Raw genomic sequence first — 23,217 nt, 5'->3', positions numbered from 1 at the left:
GCACCCTGATGGTGCGCATCCTCTGGGCCTGGCCCCGTGCAGGTAGTACAGCAGCCTCCCGGCTGGGTGAGATGATGGGGCGCTGTCGGCGTTTCCACTTGTTTTTGCGTTTGAACGATGTCTGGTGAAGGGACAGGCCTTCTGCCTGCCACAAAGCGTTTCACCAAAAAGGCATCCAGTCGTTTTCAAGTCCAGTGACGCGCTCATCGGGCGCGAAGCTGTGCCTTTTCTCAATATCGGGCCCCGGTGATTGGCCGGGCCCCGGAAAAATTTGGCGTCTGTCAGCTAATCCTAGCCGAATACAGACTGTTGCATTATCCCATTGATTTTGGAATTTCGGCAAGCATACTTCGGCGAAATCCCCTGTGTTAGAATGCGCGCCCTATGAGCACAGCCAACAACACCGCCACAGTGCAGTATGTGGCCGTTGAACCGGACCTTGCCGGGCAACGCATCGACAACTTCCTGCGCACCTTCCTCAAAGGGGTGCCGAAGAGCCTTATTTATCGTGTCCTGCGCAAAGGCGAGGTGCGGGTCAACAAGAAAAGGGTCAAGCCCGAGTACAAGCTGGAGGCTGGTGATCAGATCCGTATTCCGCCGCTGCGGGTGGCCGAAGAAAAGGCGCTGCCCAATGCCAACCTCAGCCAGGTGGCCCGCCTCAACGACTGCGTGCTTTACGAAGACGACAGCCTGATGGTGGTCAACAAGCCGGCCGGCCTTGCCGTGCACGGCGGCTCCGGGCTGTCCTTTGGCCTCATCGAGGGGCTGCGCGCGCTGCGCCCCGATGCCCACTTCCTGGAGCTGGTTCACCGCCTGGACCGCGACACCTCCGGCTGTATCCTCATCGCCAAGAAACGCTCGGCCCTGCGCGGCCTGCACGAGGCGCTGCGTGAAAAGACCATGCAGAAGGACTACCTCTGCCTGGTGCGGGGCGATTGGCCCAGCGCCAAGCGGGTGATCCGGGCACCTTTGCAGAAAAACACCCTGCAATCCGGCGAGCGCATGGTACGGGTGGATGCCGAAGGCAAGGCCAGCGAGACCCGTTTCAAGGTCGAGCGCCGCTTCAACGGCGTCGCCACCCTGGTCAATGCCTTTCCGGTCACGGGCCGTACCCACCAGATCCGCGTCCATACCCAATATGCCGGCCACCCCATCGCCGGGGACGACAAATACGGCGACAGGGACTTCGACGCCCGCTTGAAAGGCCAGGGCCTGGAGCGGCTGATGCTGCACGCCTGGCATCTTTCCTTTACCCACCCCAATACCGGCGAGCCTGTGTCGGTGACCGCCAAGCCGGACGGCAGTTTCGCCGCTTTGGTGGCAGCCCTGGGTAAAGGCCAGTGAGAGACGTCCGCCTCGTCATCTTCGATTGGGACGGCACCCTGATGGACTCGGTGGGGCGCATCGTCTCCAGCATGCAGGCCACGGCCAGGGCCCTGGCGCTGCCGGTACCCACTGAACAGCAGGTGCGGGACATCATAGGGCTGAGCCTGATGCCGGCCTTCGACGCGCTCTTTCCCGGCCTCGACGAGGCGGGCAGGGATGCGGTGCTGGCCGTCTACCGCGACCAGTACGTGGAGCTGGATCCGACGCCGACGCCGCTTTTTCCCGGTGTCGAGGCCATGCTGGCGACCCTCAAGACGTCGGGCCGGCAACTGGCGGTAGCCACTGGCAAGGCGAGGGCAGGGCTGACCCGGGTCTTTGCCGAGACCGGCCTTGAGCCCTTCTTTATTACCAGCCGCAGTGCCGACGAGGCCCACTCCAAGCCCCACCCTGACATGCTCGAGCAGATTTTGAGCGAGACCGGCGTCGCGGCGCACCAGGCGTTGATGATCGGCGACTCGGAGCTGGACATGAAAATGGCCAGGGCCGCCGGCGTGCGGGCCCTGGGGGTTGGCTTCGGTGTCCACGACGAAACGCGACTCAAGGCCGCCGGTGCTGAAGCCGTGCTCGGCGACTGGCCGTCCCTGGCCGAGGTCCTGGCTTAAGCCAGCACATCCAGGCCTTCGGCCTCCAGCATCCTCACCAGGGCGATGAGGGGCAGGCCGACCAGACTGTTGGGGTCCCGGCCGTTAAGGCTCTCGAAAAGGGCTATGCCCAAACCTTCGCATTTGAAAGAGCCCGCACACCAGAAGGGCTCTTCCTTATCCACGTAACCCGCTATCTGGCGGTCGGATAGTTGCCTGAAACGCACCTCGAACGGTTCCACCAGGGATTGGCAGCGGCCGCTCTGGCTGTTGTAGAGGGCGAGTCCCGTATAAAAGGTGACCGCTTTGCCGCTGGACCTCTGCAATTGAGCTATGGCCTTGTCCCGGGTCAGGGGTTTGCCGCAGACTTCTTCTTCCACCACACAGAGTTGATCCGACCCTATCACCAGGGCAGGCCCTTCAACCATGTTGGCCGCCGCCTTGGCCTTTTCCACCGCCAGCCTTTCCACCAGGGCGGTGATGGACTCGCCGGGCAGGGCACTTTCGTCGATGTCGGGGCTGACACAGGAAAAGGGAATTGCCAGTTTTTCCAGCAGGCTCTTACGGAAAGGAGAGCTGGACCCTAAAATCAGTTGCATCTGGGCGCCTTTTTATCTTCACTTGCCGCCGCATTTTCCCGTAAAATGCGCGGGCATAACAGGGCGGTGTCACTGCTTTGTTCAACACTGCAGGCCCAACGGGCCTGTTGGCTTTTTTGACAGGGACTTAGGTCCCGAGTAAGATGCGCGCCTTATGCGAAAAGTTAAGCTGCCCTTAACTCTCGATCCGGTCAAAGCTGCCCAGCGTCGTGACGATTATGACGGTGTGGTACCCGTGACCGAATTGACGCGTTTGATGGAATTGACAGAGACCCGGCAGGGTGAAGTGGATGTCCAGCTGCATTGCGGTGTAGACGCCCAGGGGTTGGTCTTTACCAGTGGTAAAGCCGCCGCGGAGCTCGAACTGGTGTGCCAACGCTGTAATGGACTGATGCCCTTCCTCGCAGAGGTAGACTTCGCCTATACGCCAGTCTTTGCCAAAACCGAAATAGAAGAGCTCCCGGAAGCTTATGAGCCTGTCGACCTCGACGAAAATGGGGAGATCGACGTGCGGAAGCTAATAGAAGATGAGTTGATCCTGGCACTGCCCTTGGTCGCAATGCATGCTGAAGACCAGTGTGCAGTGTCTTCATCCGATATGAGTTTCGGCAAGATCGAACCTGCTGATGAGCGTCCGAATCCCTTTGCTGTTCTCGAACAGCTAAAGAAGAAGTGATCACGTTTTAAGGAGACTAGTCAATGGCCGTTCAACAGAACAAAAAGTCCCGGTCCCGCCGCGACATGCGTCGTTCCCACGACGCTCTGACCGCCGCCAGCCTGTCCGTGGACAAGACTTCCGGTGAAACTCACCGTCGTCACCACGTCACTGCCGACGGTTTTTACCGTGGCAAGAAGGTCATCGGTTAATCACCGGTAGCTGACTTGCAAGCGTTTACCATTTCGGTAGATGCGATGGGCGGGGACCTAGGCCCCGCCGTCACAGTGCCCGCCATAGCGCGGGCACTGTCGCTTCACCCCTCTTTATCCATCCGTGCCTTTGCCTGCGGCGATATCAGTCGTGAGCTGCATCTCTACGGTTTGGACAAGCATCCCAGATTCAGCCTCCACCTGGCCCAATGCTCAGTGTCCATGGACGAGCGGCCCTCCAGCGCGCTGCGTTCCAAGCGCGACTCGAGCATGGCCGAGGCCATCAAAGATGTCGCCGAAGGGCGCTCCCAGGCCTGTGTCAGCGCCGGCAATACCGGTGCCTTGATGGCGCTGTCCCGCCATTTCCTCAAGACCCTGCCCGGTATCGACAGGCCGGCCATCATCTCCGCCATGCCGGCCATGAACGGTAAGAAGGTCTATATGCTGGATCTCGGTGCCAACGTGGCCTGTGATTCCGAGACCCTCTACCAGTTCGCCGTCATGGGCTCGGCCATGGCCCACACCGTCGAAGGCCTGGCCGAACCCAGGGTGGCGCTGCTCAACATCGGCGAAGAAGAGGTCAAGGGCAACGACCAGGTGCGCCATGCCGCCAGCCTGCTGCAGGACAACCCCCATCTCCATTACGTCGGTTACCTGGAGGGGCATGACATCTTCACCAACAAGGCCGATGTCATCGTCTGCGATGGCTTTGTCGGTAACGTGACCCTCAAGACCTGCGAGGGCATAGCCCAGTATTTCCTGGCCGAACTCAAGGCCAGCTTCGGCAACAGTTTCTGGGGACGGCTGCTGGGCAGGCTGGTCCGCCCTTTCATCAAGGCCATCTACGCCCGGGTGAACCCCGACCAGTACAATGGGGCCAGTCTGGTAGGATTGCGCGGTATTGTCGTGAAGAGCCACGGAAATGCCGGCGTTGATGCTTTTTTCAACGCTATTGGGCAGGCTCTGCACAGCGCTGAGCGCAAGCTGCCGGATGGCATCGAAGATGCCATCGGTACCGTTTTATTGGACAAGCACTGAGCCTTATTCATGCACGCAAAAATTCTCGGTACAGGCAGTTACCTGCCTGCCAAGGTGCGCACCAACGCCGATCTGGAAAAGATGGTGGAGACCACAGACCAGTGGATAGTGGAGCGCACCGGGATCAGCGAGCGTCGTATCGCCGCTGAAGACGACACTGTCGTCACCCTGGCCACACCGGCCGCCAAGGCCGCTCTTGAGGCCGCCGGCATCAAGGCCACCGACCTCGACCTCATCATCTTCGCTACCACCACGGGGTCCGATTCTTTCCCCTCCGCTGCCTGTTGGTTGCAGGCTGAACTGGGCGTGCCTGGCATCGGCGCCTTCGACGTGGCCGCCGCCTGCGCCGGCTTCACCTATGGCCTGTCCATTGCCGAACAGTTCATCAAGACGGGCGCAGCCCGCCACGTGCTGGTGGTGGGTGCCGATATCCTGACCCGGGTCTGTGGCCCTGAAGACAGGTCCACCATCATCCTCTTCGGTGATGGCGCCGGCGCCGTGGTCCTGGGTGCCAGTGAAGAACCCGGCATCCTCGGCAGCTGCATCCATGCCGATGGCAGCTACGGCGAGCTGCTCTGTGCGGCCCTGCCGTCCCGTGTCGATCCCAGCATCGACCCCTGGCTGCACATGAAGGGCAACGAGGTGTTCAAGGTCGCCGTCACCAAACTGGCCGATGTGGTCAGCGAGATCCTCGACAAGGCCGGCCTCGAGAAGCAACAACTGGACTGGCTGGTACCGCATCAGGCCAACCAGCGCATCATCAGCGCCACCGCCAAGAAATTGGGCATGGGCCTCGATAAGGTGGTGCTGAATCTCCATAAGTACGGCAATACCTCTGCCGCTTCCGTGCCCATCGCCTTGGACGAGGCGGTGCGGGACGGCCGTATTCAACGTGGCCAACTCCTGCTGCTGGAAGCCTTCGGCGCCGGCTTCGCCTGGGGTGCGGCCCTGATTCGTTATTAAAAGGCCAAAAAAATGCAAAGAACTGCCTTTATATTTCCGGGACAAGGCTCTCAGAGCGTTGGCATGCTGGCCGAGCTGGCCGCCGACTTCCCGCAAGTGCTGGACACCTTCAAGGAAGCCTCGGACGTGCTGGGTTATGACCTCTGGTCTTTGGTGCAGGACGGCCCCGAGGCCGTTCTGAATGCCACAGAGCGTACCCAACCGGCCCTGCTCACCGCTTCTGTCGCCACTTACCGCGTCTATGAAGCCCTGGGCGGCGCTATGCCTGAGCTGATGGCAGGCCACAGCCTCGGTGAATATTCCGCCCTGGTCTGCGCTGGCGCTTTGGATTTCAAGGATGCCGTTGCCCTGGTAGAGGCCCGTGGCCAGTTCATGCAGGCCGCCGTGCCGGCCGGCACCGGTGCCATGGCCGCCATCATAGGCCTGGACGATGCCGCCGTCGTTGAAGGTTGTAGCGAAGCCGCCCAAGGCGATGTCGTGGAAGCGGTCAACTTCAACAGCCCCGGCCAGGTGGTGATCGCCGGCTCCAAGGCGGCTGTCGACCGTGCCTGCGAGGTGCTCAAGGAAAAAGGCGCCAAGCGCGCATTGCCGCTGAGCGTCTCAGTGCCCAGCCACTGTGCCCTGATGAAACCGGCCGCCGAAAAGCTGGCCGAGCGTCTGAACCAAATCGAGATCAAGGCACCCAAGGTGCCGGTGGTGAACAACGTCGACGTGGCCCAGGCCAGCGACCCTGCCGCCATCAAGGATGCGCTGGTACGCCAGCTGTTCAGCCCGGTGCGCTGGACAGAGTCTGTCGAGGCCATGGCCAAAGAAGGCGTCACCGAAATGTTTGAATGCGGCCCGGGCAAGGTGCTCTGCGGCCTGGTGAAACGGATAGACAAGGCGCTGAACGCCAGCGCCCTGCATAGCGGCGACGACCTGCGCGCCCTGGTCAAGTGAGGGAATCATGTCTGACTTTTTATCTCTGACCGGCAAAATCGCCCTGGTCACCGGTGCCAGCCGTGGTATCGGCCGTGCCATCGCCGAGCGCCTGGCCGCCCAAGGCGCCACCGTTTTCGGTACCGCCACCTCCGATAAGGGCGCCGATGCCATCAGCGCCTTCCTGGGCGAAGGCCGTGGCCTTTGCCTGAACGTCACCGATGCCGACAGCATCGACGCCGCTCTTGCCGCCATCAAGGAGCGGGCAGGGGAGCTGGATATTCTGGTGAACAACGCCGGTATCACCCGTGACAACCTGCTGATGCGTATGAAAGACGAAGAATGGGATGATGTCATCGACACCAATCTCAAATCCCTCTATCGTCTGTCCAAGGCCGTACTGCGGCCGATGATGAAAAAACGCGCAGGACGCATCATTTCCGTGGGCTCAGTCGTGGGCACCATGGGTAACCAGGGACAGGTCAACTACGCTGCCGCCAAGGCAGGCCTGCTTGGCTTCACCAAATCCCTGGCCCGTGAAGTCGCCTCGCGCAACATTACTGTCAACGCGGTCGCTCCCGGCTTTATCGACACCGATATGACCCGCGAACTGACCGAAGAGCAAAAATCCGGGATCTTCGGGCAAGTGCCGCTGGCACGCCTGGGAAGTCCCGCTGAAATTGCCAGTGCGGTAGCCTTCCTGGCCTCGGAAGAAGCCGGCTACATCACGGGTGAAACCTTGCACGTCAATGGCGGCATGGTGATGGCGTAAGTGATGGGAAAATGCGCGAACAAGAGGCGAACACCGGCCTAATGCCGTGGTTTGACCAGCAACTTCGCGGTTTTCCTTTCCCTTGCAAAGATTTGGGGATCGAATACACTAGCCCCAATTCGCTATTCACAGCGTACTGCTAAGGAAACAACAAGCTATGAGCACTATCGAAGAACGCGTTAAGAAAATCATCGTCGAGCAACTGGGCGTTAAGGAAGAAGAAGTCAAGAACGAAGCTTCTTTCGTTGACGACCTCGGCGCTGACTCTCTGGACACCGTTGAGCTGGTGATGGCGCTGGAAGAAGAGTTCGATACCGAGATCCCGGACGAAGAAGCCGAGAAGATCACCACCGTTCAAGCGGCTATCGACTACGTCACTGCCCACCAGGGCTAATCTTTCAACAGGCGGTCTTCGGGCCGCCTGTTTCCTGTATCGACCCTCGATTTTTTCCTTTCGGAGGCAAACGCCGTGACCAAGCGTCGTGTCGTTGTAACCGGTATGGGCATGCTGTCCCCCGTGGGCAACAGCGTCAATGCTTCCTGGCAGGCCCTGCTGGCCGGTCAAAGCGGTATCGATACCATCAGCTGCTTCGATACCAGCGCCTTTACCACCCACTTTGCCGGTAACGTCAAAGAATTCGATGTCACTCAGTACATGTCCAGCAAGGACGCCAAGAAGATGGACTTGTTCATCCAGTATGGTGTCGTGGCCGGTATCCAGGCCTTGCAAGACAGTGGTATCGAGTTGGACAAGACCGATCTGAGCCGCTTCGGCGTGGCCGTCGGTTCCGGTATCGGTGGCCTTGGGCTTATCGAAAAGAACCATGAGGCCCTGCTGGCCAATGGTCCGCGCAAGATGTCGCCCTTCTTCGTGCCCAGCACCATCATCAACATGGTGGCAGGACACCTGTCCATCATGTACGGCCTGCGCGGCCCCAATATCGCCATCACCACTGCTTGTACTACCGGCGTTCACAACATCGGCCATGCGGCGCGGATGATCGCTTATGGTGATGCCGACGTCATGCTGGCCGGTGGTGCCGAGATGGCCTGTACCGCCCTTGGCATGGGCGGCTTCGGCGCGGCCCGCGCCCTGTCCACCCGTAATGACGATCCCAGGGCCGCCAGCCGCCCTTGGGACCGCGACCGCGACGGTTTCGTGCTGGGTGACGGTGCCGGTGTCATGGTGGTGGAAGAGTACGAACACGCCAAGGCCCGTGGCGCCCGCATCTACGCCGAGCTGACCGGTTTTGGCATGAGCGGCGATGCCTACCACATGACCTCACCGCCGGACAACGGCGCTGGGGCCGCGGCTTCCATGGCCAACGCCATCCGCGATGCCAGGTTGGATCCCAGCCAGGTGGGCTACGTCAACGCCCACGGCACCTCCACCCCGGCCGGCGACATCGCCGAGACCAACGCGGTGAAGTCCGTGTTCGGGGACCATGCCTACAAGCTGATGGTGAGCTCCACCAAGTCCATGACCGGTCACCTGCTGGGTGCCGCTGGCTCGGTCGAAGCCATCATCTCTGTGATGAGCCTGGTGGACAATGCCATACCGCCCACCATCAACCTGGACAACCCGTCTGAGGGGTGTGACCTGGATTACGTGCCTCACGAGGCGCGCCAGGCCAAGGTGGAGCACGTGCTCTGTAACTCCTTCGGTTTCGGCGGTACCAACGGCTCCTTGCTGTTCAGCCGTATCTAAAGGATGTAACTTGGCAAAACGCCTGATAACCTAGCGGCTTATCAGGCGTTTTTTATTACCTATGTTCAGGCTCGAACCCCATCCCAGCCGCCTCCAGTATGGCGACGGCCATTTCACCACCTTGAGGGTCCACCAGGGAGCCCCCCTGGACTGGCCTGCCCACTTGGACAGGCTGCAGGAAGGCTGTGGCCGCCTGCACCTGGCCCCCGTCGATTGGCCTGCCCTGACCCAGGCGGTTACAAACCAGGCCAAGGCCCTGGGGGAGGGCGGCATAAAGGTGCTGTTGGTACGGGCCCAGGGTGGCCGCGGTTATGCCCCCAATGAGGGGGACACCGAAGTCTGGCTGAGCCACTTTGCCTTGCCGGCCCATTATCCGGCCTGGCGCGAGCAGGGTATTCGCCTTGGCCTCAGCCCAGTCACCCTGGGTACCAGCCCCATGCTGGCCGGCCTCAAGCACTGCAACCGCCTGGAGCAGGTGCTGGCTGCCCAGGCGCTGAAGACCCTGGACTGCGACGAGGCGGTGCTGCTGGACGGGCAGGGCATGCTGGTGTCGGTCACCAGCGCCAACCTCTTCTGGGCCAAGGGCGGCCGCCTCTACACCCCCAAGCTGGATGGCAGTGGCGTGCTGGGCACCATGAGGGCCAGGGTCATGGCCGAGGCTGACGTCCACATCATCAAGGCGCCTTTCGAGGTGCTGCTGGATGCCGACGAGATCTTTATCACCAATGCGCTGATGGGGCTGGTTCCGGTTCGTGAACTGGAGGGCCGGCCTCTGCCGCCTGGCCACATCGGCCAGGCCCTTTGCCGTCAGTTGAACCCATGAAGAAACTTTTCTGGATAACGGCCCTGCTGCTGAGCGCCCTCGGCGCCCTGCTGCTGACGGCCAGTTGGCAATACCGCCAGGCGCTTAAGATGCCCCTGGCCCTGGATGCGCCGCGCACCCTGGAGTTGACCCCTGGCACCAGTGCCCGTCACCTGATCAAGGATCTCAACCGCCAGGGGCTTATCAAGGAAGGCTGGCCATACCGGCTGCTGCTGAAACTTGAGCCCGATCTTGCCCAGATCCGGGCCGGCTGCTACGAGCTGACCCCCGGCATGACCGCCAAGACGTTGCTGCAAGACGCCGCCGCCGGCCGCGAGCAGAGCTACCAGGTGACTTTGGTGGACGGCGAGCGTTTCAGCGAATGGCAACAGCGGCTGGCCGACGCGCCGCACCTGGCTGGCGTTGCCGACGAGCAAGAGCTGGCCAAGGCCCTGGGCCTTGCCAAGCTGGAAGGCTGGTTGATGCCGGACACCTACCAGTACCGCTGTGGTGATACCGAGGCAGCGCTTCTTGAGCGGGCACATAAGGCCATGGCCCATTACCTGGAGGTCAGTTGGGAAGGGCGCGACAAGGGCCTGCCGTTCGAAAGCCCCTACCAGGCGCTGATCCTGGCCTCCATCGTCGAAAAGGAAACGGCGCTGCCGGCCGAGCGGCCCCTTATCGCCTCTGTCTTTATCAACCGCCTGCAAAAGGGCATGCGGCTGCAGACGGATCCTACGGTGATCTACGGCCTGGGGGACAGTTTCGACGGTAACCTGACGCGGGCCCACCTCAAGCAGTCGACCCCATACAATACCTATGTGATCAAAGGACTGCCGCCGACCCCCATCGCCATGCCGTCCAGGGCCGCCATTTTGGCGGTGCTGCACCCGGCCAAGGCCGATTACCTCTACTTCGTGGCCAAGGGGGACGGCAGCCATGTATTTTCCAAGACGCTGCGCGAACACAACAACGCAGTGAACCGTTACCAGAGAGGACGTGGATGAAGCAGCTCAAAGCCCCGGGGTTCGTGGTCATAGAGGGTTTGGAGGGGGCCGGCAAGTCCACCGCCGTGGCGCAAGTGCGTGCCTTCCTGGAAAACCGTGGCGCCACCGTGGTGCAGACCCGCGAGCCGGGCGGCACGCCCCTGGCAGAAGCCATGCGCGACCTGGTGAAAAATGTGCACGACGAACCCCTGACGCCCCAGGCCGAACTGCTGCTGATGTATGCCGCCAGGGTGCAACTGGTGGAGAACGTCATCAAGCCGGCCTTGCAGGCTGGCCACTGGGTGGTGGGTGACAGGCACGATCTGTCCAGCCGCGCCTATCAGGGCGGCGGCCGTGGCCTTGACTGCGCCCTTATCGACAGTATCCGCCAGGCGGTGTTGGGGGATTTTCGGCCTGTGCTGACCCTCTACCTCGACATCGATCCGGCCCTTGGCCTGGAGCGCGCCAAGGCGCGGGGGGAGCTGGACCGTATCGAGCGGGAACAGCTGGCCTTTTTCTTGCGCACCCGGGCGCGATACCTTGAACTGGCCGCCCAGGATCCCAGCATCATCGTGATAGATGCGGCCCAGCCCCTGGAAGCCGTGCACGCCGCTCTCCATGAAGCCCTGGCAGCTCATCTGGAGCAGCGTTGATGCTGCCCTGGCTGGCGCCCTTTCTTGACCAGTTCGGTCAGTGGCAGGCCCAGGGACGCCTGGCCCACGCCTACCTGCTGACAGGCCCTGCCGGGGTCGGCAAGGGGCTCTTGGCCGATGCCTTGGCCCAGCGGCTGCTGTGCAGCAATGGCATCGCCTGTGGCCAGTGCCATGGTTGCCATTTGTTCCGTGCCGGCACCCACCCGGATCTGCACAGGGTCGAGCCGGACAACGGCTCCATCAAGGTGGACGCCATCCGCGCCCTGATGGGGCCTGTCTACGGCGCGCCCCTGCTGGGGGGAGCCAAGGTGGTGATCATGAACGAGGCCGACAGCCTCAACCTCAACGCCGCCAATGCCTTGCTCAAATCCCTGGAAGAGCCGCCGGCAGGTACCTTCTGGCTGTTGGCAAGCAGCAGGCCGGGACAGCTGCTCCCCACCATCCTCTCCCGTTGCCAGCAGCTGCACCTGCCGGCGCCTCTTGAGGCGGAAGCCCTGGCCTGGCTGCAAGGGCAGGGCATTGGCGCCAGCGTGGCCCTGCTGCGCCGTTTCCACGGCGCGCCCCTGGCCCTTAAAGCCGCCCTGGAGACGGGCTACCAGGACAAGGTCGCCAAGCTGCAGGCCGATCTGGTGGCGCTGGAAACCCGTCATCTCTTTCCCGAACAGTTTGCCGACCGCTGGCACAAGGAAGCGCTCTTGTGCCTGGACGAGCTGGCCCACCGCCTGCTGGACCAGGCCCGTTTGGCACGGGGCCTGCCACCCCTGTATCATGAGCGCCTCGACCGCCAGGAACTGCTGGACGAGGGCGCCTTGACCGCCCTCTGGCAGTCGGTGCTGGGCAGCCGCAAATTGCTGCTGGAACAGCCCGCCATCAACAGCAAGTGGCTGCTGATGGACATCGCCTGGCAATTGACCGAAGGAAGGAGTGACAGCGTTGTTGGTTGATTCCCACTGCCACCTGGAAAGATTGAAACTGGCCGAAGGCGACAACCTGGCGGCCGCCCTGGAAAGGGCCAAAGACCGCGGCATTGAACGCTTCCTCTGTGTCTGCGTGACCCTGGAAGGCTTTCCGACCATGATGGACGCCATCCGCGACTTCGACGAGGTGGCGGCCAGCTGTGGCGTGCATCCCCTTGATCAGAAGGAAGCTCAGGATCTGGACAGGCTTTTTGAGCTGTCGCTGGATCCCAAGGTGGTGGCCATAGGGGAGACGGGCCTCGACTATTTCTACGCACCCGAGACGGCCGAGCTGCAGAAGGCCTCTTTCCGCCACCATATCCGCGTCGCCCGCCAGCGCGGCCTACCGCTCATCATCCACACCCGCGACGCCAAGGAAGACACCCTCAACATACTGCGCGAGGAGAAGGCCGAAGAAGTGGGGGGCGTGCTGCACTGCTTCACCGAAGATCTGGACATGGCCCAGCAGGCCATAGAGCTGGGCTTTTACATCTCCATCTCCGGTATCGTCACCTTCCGCAATGCCGAGGCCCTGCGTGAGGTGGTCAAGGCGCTGCCGTTAGAGCGCCTCTTGGTGGAGACCGACAGCCCTTATCTTGCCCCTGTGCCGCACCGCGGCAAATCCAATGAACCCCAATTTGTGCGGGACGTGGCCGAGTTCGTCGCCAAGCTCAAAGGCGTCAGCCTCGATGAGCTGAGCGAGGCGACCACCGCCAACTTCCAACGCTGCTTCCCCGCCACCCAAGCCTTGTTTGGGTAATAAAAAAAGCCCGAAACGAGGTCCTTGTTTCGGGCTCAGGGGAATGGCTCTTTGGTAAGAGCCGTGCGCTAATGAAGGGGTGTCGCTTGTGCATAAAATGTGCAAAACCTGTGTTTTAGGGTAGAACAAGCTCCGCCATTTTTCATGGCGGCACCTCAATTTACTTTTTGTGACACAGTTAGGAGCCTTCTGGCCCTCACAGCTTGTCCCGCACCAACTCCCGGGGAAAGCGGTTCTTGAGCTTGCCCGCCAGGGCCTTGGCCGAGCCAATGGGGTGCCCGTCCAGGGCCAGTACCTTCTCGCCTGCCGCCTTTTGACCGGGGGCCTCCAGATCCCGGCCGCAGAAGAAAGCCCGCGCCCGCTCTTCATCGAGGGCCATAGGCGCGCAACCGGCGCCCAAGGCCATCACGAAGTCCTGGTGCAGCTTCCATTCCTTGCCGGCCACGTCGGCCACCTTGATGCCAATCCTGTCCAGCCGTACCCGGCCGATGAGGGCTTCGGCCTCTGCCGGGAAGTGCCAGTACTCCTTGTCCCTTTGCCAGAGGTTGAGGCGACTGGCGTCGAAGCCGAACTGCTGCTTTAGGTAGTGGCGGAAGGCATCCGCCTCCTTGCCGCGGGCGGGCACGAAGGGGAAGCGCCCTACCTTGAAGTCGGGCTCGGGGCTCGCTACCTGGGCCTGCTTGCGAAGAGCGGCCACGAAGAACCCTTCCGAGTCGAAGATCTGCGGCCAGATGTGCAGGAAGCCCTCGGGGGTCAGGGCCTTGTCGGCACCCTCGAAGAGGCCGCCCAGGGGCAGTACCTCGGCGGCGCCGGGGTATTCGGCCTGCAGCCAGGCGATGACCTCCTGGTTTTCCTGGCGATTGAGGGTGCAGGTGGAATAGACCAGCACCCCGCCCACCTTCAATGCCCTGAAGGCGGAGAGCAGCAGCTCCCGCTGCAGGGTGCTGACCTCGTCGATATGGGCCTGGGACCAGTTCTTGAGGGCGTTTTCGTCTTTGCGGATGGTGCCCTCGCCGCCGCAGGGGGCGTCCAGCAATATGGCGTCAAAGGTCTCCGGCAAAGCGCTGCCGAAGACCCGACCGTCGAAGTGGGTGATGGCGCTGTTGGCCACCCCCAACCGTTGCAGGTTGGCGTGCAGCCCCTTGATGCGCGACGCCGACAGCTCGTTGGCCAGCAGCAGTCCCTGGTTGTTCATCAGTGCCGCCAACTGGCTGGTCTTGGAGCCGGGGGCGGCGGCCATGTCCATGGCCAGGGCAGGGGTCTCGTCCAACTGCTGCCAAAGCGCCTGGGGCGGCAGCATGGAGGAGGCTTCCTGGATGTAGAAGAGCCCCAGCAGGTGATCCAGTTCGCTCCCCAGGGGCAGGGTCTCGTCGGGCCTTTGCAGCCAGAAGCCGGTGTCGCACCAGGGAACGGGGTCAAGGCGCCAGCCCTTGGCGGCCATGCGTTTTACGAAATCGGCGACGCCGATCTTCAATGTGTTGACCCTGATGGCCCGGCGCAGCGGCCGCTGGCAGGCGGCCAGGAAGGCCTCGCGGCTGAGTTCTGCGGGCATGATGGCGTCCATGGCCGCCAGGAAGTCGGAGGGAATATGAACCTTGGGATGCACGGCCTGTTCCAGGCTGGGGGAACCAGGCCGCGATTGTAGCAAAAGCCTCAGCCCTGGGGCACGGCCTCTTGTGGTGCCTGCTCCGGCGACCAGTCTTCCCAGCCTTGAGGCTCCGCCTTGAACAGCGGCAAGGGCCTCTCCACCGGCTGGCCGCCGCTTTGGGTGGCGAACTGGATTCCGCCCTGGGCGATGCTCTGCAGGCTGGCGCTTTCCACCTTGAGGCCGTCGAAGAAGCCGAAGCTGGCCTTGACCCCGGACTTGAGCCAGAAGCGGCTCTTGCTGGTGACCCAGGCGGCGGCCTGGTCGCGGATGGCGAGCTTGATGAAGACGCCGTCACCGGTCGGCATCAGGCTGATGTCCAGCACTTCCCCGACCGGTAGCTCCCGGTACCAGACAGGGGCGCCCGGGCTTAAATTGGCGGCGCTGGCGGCGGCCAGCGTCACCAGCTTGTGGGGATAGAGGGCAGGGGAGAGGCGGAAATCGAGTCGCCTGGCCGCCTTGGGCGCCTTGGGCGCCTTGGCCGGCATGACCGCCAGATAGCTGCCCAGCAGGGCGTCCAGATGGCTGATCCCGGACAGGGAAATGTTGGGTTTGACCAGGCTGAACTGGCTGCCCTCATGGGCAAAGCGGGCGCCGAGCTCCCCGTCGAAGGCCAGGGTCAGGTAGCGGCCGTCCGGCTTGTCCAAAAGCGCCTTGACCTTGCCTACGGGGTAGCCCAGGTACTTGATGGCGGTGCCCACTTGGATCTCGGTATCCGCCGGCACCCAGAGACTGAGGGTGGGGCCTTGGGCCAGGGCGCTGTCCTTGTCGGGATAGAGCACCAGGCTCTTGGCCTTGCCCGGCGCCTTGGCCAGCTCGATGGAGCCGGCAACGGCGCTTTGCAGATCAGGCAGCGTCACCGACAGCCCCTGGAGGCTGGCATCCACCTTGAGCGCCGGCTGCCAGTAGAAGCGGCTGTTGTTTATGGCCAAGTCCTTGCGCAGCTCGATGCGCACCCTGGCGCTGTCGCCGCCCTTGCCGAGCTGGCTGTCCAGCACCCGGCCCACGGTAAAGCCGTCCTTGCGCACCGGTGTGCCCTTGGGAAGGTCGCGGGGGGGCTTGGCTTCCAGCACCAGTTGGCGCATCGGGGCCTGGACAACCTTGTCCAGTTCGAAACGGCTGTCAAAGGGGGCGGCCTTGCCCTTGCCGGGCTCCAGGCGCACGGCTCCTTGCCACCAGGCTTCCAGGGGCGCTGCCTTCACTTTGACGCCGGCGAGGCTGGCATCGAGTTCGAGGGGATCGCTGGAGGCAAAATGGGCGTCCGCAGTCACCAGGTGGCGATAGCTCTTCCGGATGCTGGCCTCGGCCACCGCCTTGTCACCGCCCAGGTGGGAATAGATCACCTCGCCAACCGTAAAGCCCTTGTACTGGATGGGGGTGCCGTCGGCCAGCTTCTTGTCGCTGATGAGCTTGACTAACAGCTCGTCATCATTGGCGCTGGGTAGGGGAGGGGTATTGTGGAGTATGTGGCGGCCGTCCACCCCTTGTAGCAGGCGGATGTAGTGGCTGTGTAAGAGGGTCTCCACCTGCAGATCCTTGAGGCTGCGTTCGGCCACCCAGGCGTAGAAGGGATCCATAGGCTGTTCGGAAAAGCCGAGCAGCACGCCGCTGTCGTTGCTGTCCATCACCTCGCCTATGACATGCTGGCGAGCGATGATGGGGGTGCCGGCCGGCAGGTAGAGGGGCTTTTCCAGGTTAAGGTGCACCTGGTGGCTGAAGCGCCGCTCCTGGGCCAGCACGAAACGCTGGCCGTATTCGGCCGCAGGTGAATCGTCCGGCGAGTCCATGGTCAGGCCGCCGGTCAGCATGGGCACCAGCCCCTGGCTATCCACCTTGATGCCGGAGAGATCCGCTTCCACCTTGATGCCGGAGACGTCGCGGAAGCGGCTGTCACGGCGTACCAGATCGGCATAGTTTTCATCGAAGGTCAGCTGCAGCACAACGGCGCCCGCTTCCTTGTCCAGCCGGTAGCTGTGCACTTCCCCTATGGGGACGCGCCTGTAATAGACCGGGGAGCCTTCCCCCAATGAGCCGAGGTTGCGAAGGGCAAGCTCCACCATGAAGACGCCGTCTGGCACCGGCTCAGGGGGCGGGGTACGCCTGGCGATGAAATGGCGCCGGCCCTTGCCGTCACCTGGCAGCATGGCGATGTAGTTGCCGGAGAAAAGGGTGTCGAGGCCCGATACCCCCAGGAGGCTGGCCTTGGGCTTGACCAGCCAGAACTGGGTCTTTTCCTTGAGCAGGGGCTCGAGATCGCGCATGGCGTTGATGTGGGCCGTGAACTGGCCGCTCTGGGCATCGAAGCTCAGGTGGCTCACCACCCCCACCTTGAAACCCTGGTAGCGCAGCTCCGTCTTACCGGGCACCAGGCCCTTGGCCTCGGGGAAGACCAGGGTCAGGGCCAGGCCCCTTTCCACGAACTGCTGGTAGATGAGGTAGCCGGCTAACGCCAGGGCCAAGAGCGGCACCACCCACACCAGGGACAGGCGCTTGACCTTGCGGACATCAGGTTTGTCCAACGTTTTGACGGCGTCTTTTTTCATCTTGGATCCATAACCAGCGGGTATCGAAGCGCATCGCCGCCACCATGGTCAGCACCACGACGAGGGCGAAGGGGGTGGCGGCAGGGCCAACCCGGAATTGGGACAAAAACCCTTGATCTACAAGGGTAACCATAATGGCGATCACGAAAATATCCAACATCGACCAGCGGCCGATGAAATGCACCAGGCGGTAGATCTTCTGGGCCGTTCTTGGCGCCAGGGACTTGTGATCCGACAGATAAAGGATGGTGCTCAGCAAGAGGATCTTGCCGATGGGCACCACCACGGAGGCGATGAAAACGATGGCCGCTATGGTCGGGCTGCCGTTCCTGGCCAGGGTCACTACCCCGGTAAAAATGGTGTCTGAGCCGGTGGAGCCGAAGCTGGTAGTGAAGGACATGGGCAGCACATTGGCCGGCACCAAGAGGATCACCGAGGCCAGCAGCAGCATCCAGCAAAGCTGCTTGCCTTGCCTGGGCCGGCTCTCGAGCAGCCGCTGGCAACGCCAGCAGTGCACGGCCGTGGGTACATTGAGGGCATGGCAACCAGCGCAGGGCCGAAGCCCCTTGATAGGGGTCATAGGCTGTTCGGCGATGCTCTGCCAGAGCATCACGGGGCGGATCCCCTGGATGAGGGCGGCCATGGCCAGTTGACCCATGATGAGGCAGGCCATGCCGGCCTTGATGTTGAGGTCGCCAATGTCGGCCAGTTTGACCATGCTGACGCAGAGCCCCACCAGCAATATATCCAGCATGCACCATTCCTTGAGGTGACCCAGGGCCACCAGGCTTTGGCGGCGCATGTAGCCGTCAGGGGCGAAGAGCACCACCAGCAGCAGCACCGACACCAGCACGGGGGCGGCAAGGGCCGTCAGGAACACCATCAGGCTGGGCAGCCACTGGCCTTCCTGGGCGAGCTTGGTGATGCCGGAGAGCAGGGTGGCGTCGGTCTCAAGGCCCAGGACGTCGAAGCTGATGAGGGGCATCACCAGCAGGCTGAGGCTGGCCCCAAGGAGCACCAAGGCCAGGGACACCATCCAGCGCACGGCCAGGTGCGGGCCCTCTGCAATGGCGCTGCCGCAACGGGGGCACCAGGCGTTGTGGCTGGTATCGAGCACACAACCGCTCATCTGCAGTTGGCAATAGGGGCAAACCAGTTGGGGTTCCGACATGAAAGATGGGCCGCCAGAGGTGATCTGGCCCATGCTAGCCCCAAGGGCGCTTCGCCTCAAGGGTTGGCCGGTCCGACAAGCCATTGTTGACGTTTACGTAAAGGGCATTTAGGCTGGTGGCACTCACTCTGGACATAGAGGTTTGTCATGTCTCAAGGACGCCGTTTTCGTGAGGCCGTCGCCCGCTCCAAGCCGCTGCAAATCGCCGGTACCATGAACGCCTATTTCGCCCTGATGGCCAGGGAGGTGGGCTTCGAAGCCATTTACCTGTCCGGCGCCGGTGTAGCCAATTCCGGTTTCGGCCTGCCCGATCTGGCCGTGACCACCCTCAACGACGTGGTCGAAGATGCCCGTCGTATCACCGGCGCCGTAGAGACGCCGCTGCTGGTGGATATCGACGTGGGTTGGGGCGGCGCCTTTAACATCGCTCGCACCATCAAGGAGATGGAGCGCGCCGGTGTTGCGGCCGTCCATATCGAAGACCAGGTCAGCCAGAAGCGCTGCGGTCACAGGCCCAACAAGGAAATCGTTTCCACTATGGAAATGCAGGACCGCATCAAGGCCGCCGTCGATGCCCGCCAGGACGAGAACTTCGTGATCATGGCCCGTACCGACGCCCTGGCCGTGGACGGCCTGGAAGCCGCCATAGAGCGCTGCGCCGCCTATGTGGAAGCCGGTGCCGACATGATCTTCGCCGAAGCCATGACCGACCTCGGCCATTACGACCGCATCAAGGAAGCGGTCAAGGTACCGCTGCTGGCCAACATGACCGAATTCGGCCAGACCGAGCTCTACCACAGGGACCAGTTGGCCGAGCACGGCGTCGACATGGTGCTCTATCCGCTGAGCGCCTTCCGTGCCGCCAACGCCGCCGCTCTCAAGGTCTTCCAGGCCATACTGCGCGACGGCAACCAGCAGGCCGAAGTGCCCAACATGCAGACCCGCGACGAGCTCTACAAATTCCTCAATTACCACTATTACGAGCAGAAGCTCGACGCGCTCTTTGCCAAGGATAAATAAGGACCAGAACCATGGTAGATAAAGCCCTGGGCGGCGCCGGTCTTCGCGGCCAGGTCGCCGGTCAAACCAGCATCTGTACCGTCGGCACCGCCGGCAACGGCCTGCACTATCGCGGCTATGACATCGAAACCCTGGCCGAAAAGGCTTCTTTCGAAGAAGTGGCTTACCTGCTGCTGCGCGGCAAGCTGCCCAACGTCGCCGAACTCGAAGCCTACAAGGCCAAACTCAAAGGCCAGCGCAAGCTGCCGGCCGTGCTCTGCGAAGTGCTGGAGAAGATCCCCGCTGACGCTCACCCCATGGACGTGCTGCGCAGCGGCTGTTCCATCCTGGGTAACCTGGAGCAGGAAGGGGATTTCGCCAACGAGATGAACGTGGCCGACCGCATGCTGGCCACCTTCCCCGGCATCATCAACTACTGGTACCGCTTCAGCCACGACGGCGTGCGCATCGACACCGATTCCGACTCCGACAGCATCGGCGGCCACTTCCTGGCCCTGCTGCACGGCAAGGCGCCGAGCAAGCTGCACGAGAAGGTGATGAACGTCTCCCTCATCCTCTACGCCGAGCATGAGTTCAACGCCTCAACCTTCACCGCCCGTGTCTGTGCCTCCACCCTGTCCGACATGCACTCCTGCGTGACCGGCGCCATCGGCTCCCTGCGCGGCCCGCTGCACGGCGGCGCCAACGAGGCGGCCATGGAGCTTATCGAGAACTGGAAGGACGAAGCCGAAGCCGAGGCCAGCCTCAAGGCCAAGCTGGAGCGCAAAGACAAGATCATGGGCTTCGGCCATGCCATCTACCGCACCAAGGATCCGCGCAACGCCGTGATCAAGCAGTGGTCCAAGGAACTGGCCGGCGAATTCGGCGACGACCGCCTCTACCGCGTCTCAGAAACGGCGGAGCGGGTCATGTGGGAAGAGAAGAAGCTGTTCCCCAACGCCGACTTCTTCCACGCCAGCGCCTACCACTACATGGGCATTCCCACCAAGCTGTTCACCCCCATCTTCGTGTGCTCGCGGGTGTCCGGCTGGACTGCCCACATCATGGAGCAGCGGGCCAACAACCGCATCATCCGCCCCTCGGCGGAGTATACGGGCCCGGGTGTGACCGAGTTCGTGCCCATCGAACAGCGCCCCTGACAATGACGGCGACCGCGATGCGGTCGCCTTTTCACCTTTTAGACCCCAGGTTTTGTCGTCATGAACACCCAATTCCGTAAAACCCTGCCGGGCACCGGCCTGGACTACTTCGACACCCGTGCCGCCGTGGACGCCATCCGCCCCGGCGCCTATGACAAGCTGCCCTACACGGCCCGTGTCCTGGCCGAGAACCTGGTGCGCCGCGCCGAGCCGGCCCGCCTCAATGATTTCCTGGGCCAGCTCATCGACTGCAAGCGCGAGCTGGACTTCCCCTGGTTCCCGGCTCGGGTGGTCTGCCACGACATCCTCGGCCAGACGGCCCTGGTGGACTTGGCCGGCCTGCGCGACGCCATCGCCGACAAGGGCGGCGACCCGGCCAAGGTCAACCCCGTAGTGCCGACCCAGCTCATCGTCGACCACTCCCTGGCCGTCGAGCACGCCGGCTTCGAAAAGGACGCCTTCGAGAAGAACCGCGCCATCGAAGACCGCCGCAACGAGGACCGCTTCCACTTCATCAACTGGTGCAAGACCGCCTTCGAGAACGTGGACGTGATCCCCCCCGGCAACGGCATCATGCACCAGATAAACCTGGAGAAGATGTCCCCCGTGGTCCAGGCCCGTGACGGCGTCGCCTTCCCGGACACCCTGGTGGGCACCGACAGCCACACCCCCCACGTCGACGCCCTGGGCGTCATCGCCGTCGGTGTCGGCGGCCTCGAGGCCGAGAGCGTCATGCTGGGTCGCGCCTCCTGGATGCGCCTGCCCGACATCGTCGGCGTGGAATTGACCGGCCGCGCCGCCCCCGGCATCACCGCCACCGACATTGTCCTGGCCATCACCGAGTTCCTGCGCAACGAGAAAGTGGTGGGGGCCTACCTGGAGTTCTTCGGCGAAGGGGCCGAGAGCCTGACCCTCGGCGACCGCGCCACCATCTCCAACATGACCCCGGAATACGGCGCCACCGCCGCCATGTTCCATATCGATCAACAGACCATCGACTACCTGCGCCTGACCGGCCGCGATGAAAAGCAGGTCCAGCTGGTGGAAAGCTACGCCAAGGAAGCCGGCCTCTGGGCCGACAGCCTCAAGGGCGCCCAGTACGAGCGCCTCTTGAAATTCGACCTCTCGACCGTAGTGCGCAACATCGCCGGCCCCTCCAACCCCCACAAGCGGGTGGCCACCAGCGACTTGGCCGCCAAGGGCATAGCCGCGCCTTGGGTGGAAGAAGAGGGCAAGATGCCGGACGGCGCCGTCATCATCGCCGCCATCACCAGCTGCACCAACACCTCTAACCCCCGCAACGTCATAGCGGCAGGCCTGCTGGCCCGCAACGCCGTTGAGAAGGGCCTGGTGCGCAAGCCCTGGGTCAAGACGTCCCTGGCCCCCGGCTCCAAGGCGGTGCAGCTGTACCTGGAAGAGGCGGGCCTGCTGCCTTATCTGGAGCAGCTGGGTTTCGGCATAGTGGCCTTTGCCTGCACCACCTGTAACGGCATGTCCGGCGCCCTGGATCCCAAGATCCAGCAGGAGATCATCGACCGCGACCTCTACGCCACCGCCGTACTCTCCGGCAACCGTAACTTCGACGGCCGTATCCACCCCTACGCCAAGCAGGCCTTCCTGGCGTCGCCGCCGCTGGTGATCGCCTACGCCATTGCCGGCACAGTGCGTTTCGACATCGAGAAAGACGTGCTGGGCCACGACGCCGACGGCAAGCCGGTGACCTTGAAGGACATCTGGCCGGCGGACAGCGAGATCGACGCCATCATCAAGCAGAGCGTCAAGCCCGAGCAGTTCCGCGCCGTCTACGAGCCCATGTTCGACATCAAGGTGGACTTCGGCGACAAGGGCAGCCCGCTTTACGACTGGCGCCCCATGAGCACCTATATCCGCCGTCCTCCCTACTGGGAAGGGGCCCTGGCCGGTGAGCGCAGCCTTAAGGGCATGCGGCCTCTGGCGGTGCTGGGTGACAACATCACCACCGACCACCTGTCGCCCTCCAACGCCATCCTCGCCAGCAGCGCCGCCGGCGAGTACCTGGCCAAGATGGGCCTGCCGGAGGAGGACTTCAACTCCTACGCCACCCACCGCGGTGACCACCTGACCGCCCAGCGCGCTACCTTCGCCAACCCCAAGCTGCTCAACGAGATGGTGCGCGGTGAAGACGGCGAGGTGAAGCAGGGTTCCCTGGCCAGGGTCGAGCCCGAAGGCAAGGTGATGCGCATGTGGGAAGCCATAGAGACCTACATGGAGCGCAAGCAGCCGCTGATCATCGTCGCCGGCGCCGACTACGGCCAGGGCTCCAGCCGTGACTGGGCCGCCAAGGGCGTGCGCCTGGCCGGTGTCGAGGCCATAGTCGCCGAAGGCTTCGAGCGCATCCACCGCACCAACCTCATCGGCATGGGTGTGCTGCCTCTGGAGTTCCAGGCCGGCACCGACCGCAAGGTCCTGGGTCTGGACGGTACCGAGACCTATGATGTTTCAGGCTCCCTGTCGCCCCGCGCTACCCTGACCCTGGTTGTCCACCGCCAGAACGGTGAACGCCTTGAAGTGCCTGTCACCTGCCGCCTGGATACCGCCGAAGAGGTGTCCATCTATGAGGCCGGTGGCGTGCTGCAGCGTTTTGCCAACGACTTCCTGGAAGCCGAAGCGGCGCACTAAGCTCCTGTTCAAGCGCCGCCTGCGGGCGGCGCTTTTTGTTGAGGATTGCATT

The 23,217-nt window shown here is 62.8% G+C and carries 22 protein-coding genes; 18 read left to right on the top strand and 4 right to left on the bottom strand.

The genetic code is table 11. The features are described from left to right. Positions 1-384: 384 nt before the first annotated feature. Both rluC and PVT67_RS09255 read left to right on the top strand, forming a co-directional pair. The gene (gene rluC / locus PVT67_RS09260; protein ID WP_301499605.1) at positions 385-1,344 is read left to right on the top strand and encodes a 23S rRNA pseudouridine(955/2504/2580) synthase RluC; all 960 of its coding nucleotides are present in this window, start codon (positions 385-387) and stop codon (positions 1,342-1,344) included. Continuing rightward, complete coding sequence (locus PVT67_RS09255; RefSeq protein WP_301499604.1) at positions 1,341-1,988, top strand: HAD family hydrolase; 648 nt, start codon at positions 1,341-1,343, stop codon at positions 1,986-1,988. Before rluC ends, PVT67_RS09255 begins: the two co-directional genes overlap by 4 nt. On the opposite strand, the gene PVT67_RS09250 is transcribed toward PVT67_RS09255, so the two are convergent. Further along, positions 1,985-2,566: a Maf family protein gene (locus PVT67_RS09250; RefSeq protein WP_301499603.1), complete on the bottom strand. Its 582-nt coding sequence runs from the start codon at positions 2,564-2,566 to the stop codon at positions 1,985-1,987. The genes PVT67_RS09255 and PVT67_RS09250 overlap by 4 nt on opposite strands. A gap of 154 nt (positions 2,567-2,720) precedes the next feature. Here PVT67_RS09250 and yceD point away from each other — a divergent pair, with 154 nt between their 5' ends. From yceD to PVT67_RS09185, 13 genes are all read left to right on the top strand, one after another. After that, positions 2,721-3,242: a 23S rRNA accumulation protein YceD gene (yceD, locus tag PVT67_RS09245; RefSeq protein WP_301499602.1), complete on the top strand. Its 522-nt coding sequence runs from the start codon at positions 2,721-2,723 to the stop codon at positions 3,240-3,242. 23 nt (positions 3,243-3,265) lie between these two features. Further along, positions 3,266-3,433, top strand: a complete 168-nt coding sequence (gene rpmF / locus PVT67_RS09240) for a 50S ribosomal protein L32 (RefSeq protein ID WP_301499601.1) — start codon at positions 3,266-3,268, stop codon at positions 3,431-3,433. 15 nt (positions 3,434-3,448) lie between these two features. Beyond that, positions 3,449-4,471, top strand: a complete 1,023-nt coding sequence (plsX, locus tag PVT67_RS09235; protein ID WP_336407830.1) for a phosphate acyltransferase PlsX — start codon at positions 3,449-3,451, stop codon at positions 4,469-4,471. Between the two features lie 9 nt (positions 4,472-4,480). Further along, positions 4,481-5,434: a beta-ketoacyl-ACP synthase III gene (locus tag PVT67_RS09230; RefSeq protein WP_301499599.1), complete on the top strand. Its 954-nt coding sequence runs from the start codon at positions 4,481-4,483 to the stop codon at positions 5,432-5,434. Positions 5,435-5,446: 12 nt separating this feature from the next. Continuing rightward, entirely contained in the window at positions 5,447-6,373 is a 927-nt protein-coding gene (gene fabD / locus PVT67_RS09225) for an ACP S-malonyltransferase (RefSeq protein WP_301499598.1), read from the top strand. 7 nt (positions 6,374-6,380) lie between these two features. Beyond that, a complete protein-coding gene (gene fabG, locus PVT67_RS09220; protein WP_301499597.1) occupies positions 6,381-7,124 on the top strand; it encodes a 3-oxoacyl-ACP reductase FabG in 744 nt (247 codons plus the stop codon). A 157-nt stretch (positions 7,125-7,281) separates the two neighbouring features. Next, a complete protein-coding gene (gene acpP / locus PVT67_RS09215; protein ID WP_050658220.1) occupies positions 7,282-7,518 on the top strand; it encodes an acyl carrier protein in 237 nt (78 codons plus the stop codon). 75 nt (positions 7,519-7,593) lie between these two features. After that, positions 7,594-8,832, top strand: a complete 1,239-nt coding sequence (gene fabF / locus PVT67_RS09210; RefSeq protein WP_301499596.1) for a beta-ketoacyl-ACP synthase II — start codon at positions 7,594-7,596, stop codon at positions 8,830-8,832. Between the two features lie 61 nt (positions 8,833-8,893). After that, complete coding sequence (gene pabC, locus PVT67_RS09205) at positions 8,894-9,655, top strand: aminodeoxychorismate lyase (protein ID WP_301499595.1); 762 nt, start codon at positions 8,894-8,896, stop codon at positions 9,653-9,655. Continuing rightward, a complete protein-coding gene (gene mltG / locus PVT67_RS09200) occupies positions 9,652-10,641 on the top strand; it encodes an endolytic transglycosylase MltG (protein WP_301499594.1) in 990 nt (329 codons plus the stop codon). Before pabC ends, mltG begins: the two co-directional genes overlap by 4 nt. Next, a complete protein-coding gene (gene tmk / locus PVT67_RS09195; RefSeq protein ID WP_301499593.1) occupies positions 10,638-11,273 on the top strand; it encodes a dTMP kinase in 636 nt (211 codons plus the stop codon). Before mltG ends, tmk begins: the two co-directional genes overlap by 4 nt. Further along, complete coding sequence (gene holB / locus PVT67_RS09190) at positions 11,273-12,217, top strand: DNA polymerase III subunit delta' (RefSeq protein ID WP_301499592.1); 945 nt, start codon at positions 11,273-11,275, stop codon at positions 12,215-12,217. The genes tmk and holB overlap by 1 nt, the downstream gene beginning before the upstream one ends. Then, on the top strand, positions 12,207-12,989 hold the full coding sequence (locus tag PVT67_RS09185; protein WP_301499591.1) for a TatD family hydrolase: 783 nt from the start codon (positions 12,207-12,209) through the stop codon (positions 12,987-12,989). The genes holB and PVT67_RS09185 overlap by 11 nt, the downstream gene beginning before the upstream one ends. Before the next feature lie 196 nt (positions 12,990-13,185). On the opposite strand, the gene rsmF is transcribed toward PVT67_RS09185, so the two are convergent. The 3 genes from rsmF to PVT67_RS09170 all read right to left on the bottom strand — a co-directional run bounded on the left by rsmF (position 13,186) and on the right by PVT67_RS09170 (position 18,348). Then, complete coding sequence (gene rsmF / locus PVT67_RS09180) at positions 13,186-14,553, bottom strand: 16S rRNA (cytosine(1407)-C(5))-methyltransferase RsmF (RefSeq protein WP_301499679.1); 1,368 nt, start codon at positions 14,551-14,553, stop codon at positions 13,186-13,188. Between the two features lie 89 nt (positions 14,554-14,642). Beyond that, positions 14,643-17,177, bottom strand: a complete 2,535-nt coding sequence (locus PVT67_RS09175) for an MlaD family protein (protein WP_301499590.1) — start codon at positions 17,175-17,177, stop codon at positions 14,643-14,645. Then, on the bottom strand, positions 17,140-18,348 hold the full coding sequence (locus tag PVT67_RS09170; protein ID WP_301499589.1) for a PqiA/YebS family transporter subunit: 1,209 nt from the start codon (positions 18,346-18,348) through the stop codon (positions 17,140-17,142). The genes PVT67_RS09175 and PVT67_RS09170 overlap by 38 nt, the downstream gene beginning before the upstream one ends. A 147-nt stretch (positions 18,349-18,495) precedes the next feature. Here PVT67_RS09170 and prpB point away from each other — a divergent pair, with 147 nt between their 5' ends. The 3 genes from prpB to acnD are packed head-to-tail and all read left to right on the top strand — an operon-like array spanning position 18,496 to position 23,165. After that, positions 18,496-19,368, top strand: a complete 873-nt coding sequence (prpB, locus tag PVT67_RS09165; protein ID WP_301499588.1) for a methylisocitrate lyase — start codon at positions 18,496-18,498, stop codon at positions 19,366-19,368. 11 nt (positions 19,369-19,379) lie between these two features. Next, positions 19,380-20,507, top strand: a complete 1,128-nt coding sequence (gene prpC / locus PVT67_RS09160) for a bifunctional 2-methylcitrate synthase/citrate synthase (protein ID WP_301499587.1) — start codon at positions 19,380-19,382, stop codon at positions 20,505-20,507. Between the two features lie 60 nt (positions 20,508-20,567). Next, a complete protein-coding gene (gene acnD, locus PVT67_RS09155) occupies positions 20,568-23,165 on the top strand; it encodes a Fe/S-dependent 2-methylisocitrate dehydratase AcnD (RefSeq protein ID WP_301499586.1) in 2,598 nt (865 codons plus the stop codon). The last annotated feature ends 52 nt before the right edge of the window (positions 23,166-23,217 follow it).

Origin of the sequence: Gallaecimonas kandeliae, from assembly GCF_030450055.1 — a bacterium.
GTDB lineage: Bacteria > Pseudomonadota > Gammaproteobacteria > Enterobacterales > Gallaecimonadaceae > Gallaecimonas > Gallaecimonas kandeliae.
The sequence above is the reverse complement of the archived record's forward strand: the minus strand, read 5'-3'. Positions and strand labels throughout refer to the sequence as shown.

Excerpts from the sequence above, each read along its gene's own strand:
- prpB (WP_301499588.1), top strand. The coding sequence starts at position 18,496 with ATGTCTCAAGGACGCCGTTTTCGTGAGGCCGTCGCCCGCTCCAAGCCG.
- rluC (WP_301499605.1), top strand. The coding sequence starts at position 385 with ATGAGCACAGCCAACAACACCGCCACAGTGCAGTATGTGGCCGTTGAA.
- holB (WP_301499592.1), top strand. The coding sequence starts at position 11,273 with ATGCTGCCCTGGCTGGCGCCCTTTCTTGACCAGTTCGGTCAGTGGCAG.
- acnD (WP_301499586.1), top strand. The coding sequence starts at position 20,568 with ATGAACACCCAATTCCGTAAAACCCTGCCGGGCACCGGCCTGGACTAC.
- rpmF (WP_301499601.1), top strand. The coding sequence starts at position 3,266 with ATGGCCGTTCAACAGAACAAAAAGTCCCGGTCCCGCCGCGACATGCGT.
- rsmF (WP_301499679.1), bottom strand. The coding sequence starts at position 14,553 with ATGGACGCCATCATGCCCGCAGAACTCAGCCGCGAGGCCTTCCTGGCC.
- PVT67_RS09170 (WP_301499589.1), bottom strand. The coding sequence starts at position 18,348 with ATGTCGGAACCCCAACTGGTTTGCCCCTATTGCCAACTGCAGATGAGC.
- fabG (WP_301499597.1), top strand. The coding sequence starts at position 6,381 with ATGTCTGACTTTTTATCTCTGACCGGCAAAATCGCCCTGGTCACCGGT.
- fabD (WP_301499598.1), top strand. The coding sequence starts at position 5,447 with ATGCAAAGAACTGCCTTTATATTTCCGGGACAAGGCTCTCAGAGCGTT.
- acpP (WP_050658220.1), top strand. The coding sequence starts at position 7,282 with ATGAGCACTATCGAAGAACGCGTTAAGAAAATCATCGTCGAGCAACTG.
- yceD (WP_301499602.1), top strand. The coding sequence starts at position 2,721 with ATGCGAAAAGTTAAGCTGCCCTTAACTCTCGATCCGGTCAAAGCTGCC.
- PVT67_RS09175 (WP_301499590.1), bottom strand. The coding sequence starts at position 17,177 with ATGAAAAAAGACGCCGTCAAAACGTTGGACAAACCTGATGTCCGCAAG.
- PVT67_RS09250 (WP_301499603.1), bottom strand. The coding sequence starts at position 2,566 with ATGCAACTGATTTTAGGGTCCAGCTCTCCTTTCCGTAAGAGCCTGCTG.
- PVT67_RS09230 (WP_301499599.1), top strand. The coding sequence starts at position 4,481 with ATGCACGCAAAAATTCTCGGTACAGGCAGTTACCTGCCTGCCAAGGTG.
- mltG (WP_301499594.1), top strand. The coding sequence starts at position 9,652 with ATGAAGAAACTTTTCTGGATAACGGCCCTGCTGCTGAGCGCCCTCGGC.
- prpC (WP_301499587.1), top strand. The coding sequence starts at position 19,380 with ATGGTAGATAAAGCCCTGGGCGGCGCCGGTCTTCGCGGCCAGGTCGCC.
- pabC (WP_301499595.1), top strand. The coding sequence starts at position 8,894 with ATGTTCAGGCTCGAACCCCATCCCAGCCGCCTCCAGTATGGCGACGGC.
- tmk (WP_301499593.1), top strand. The coding sequence starts at position 10,638 with ATGAAGCAGCTCAAAGCCCCGGGGTTCGTGGTCATAGAGGGTTTGGAG.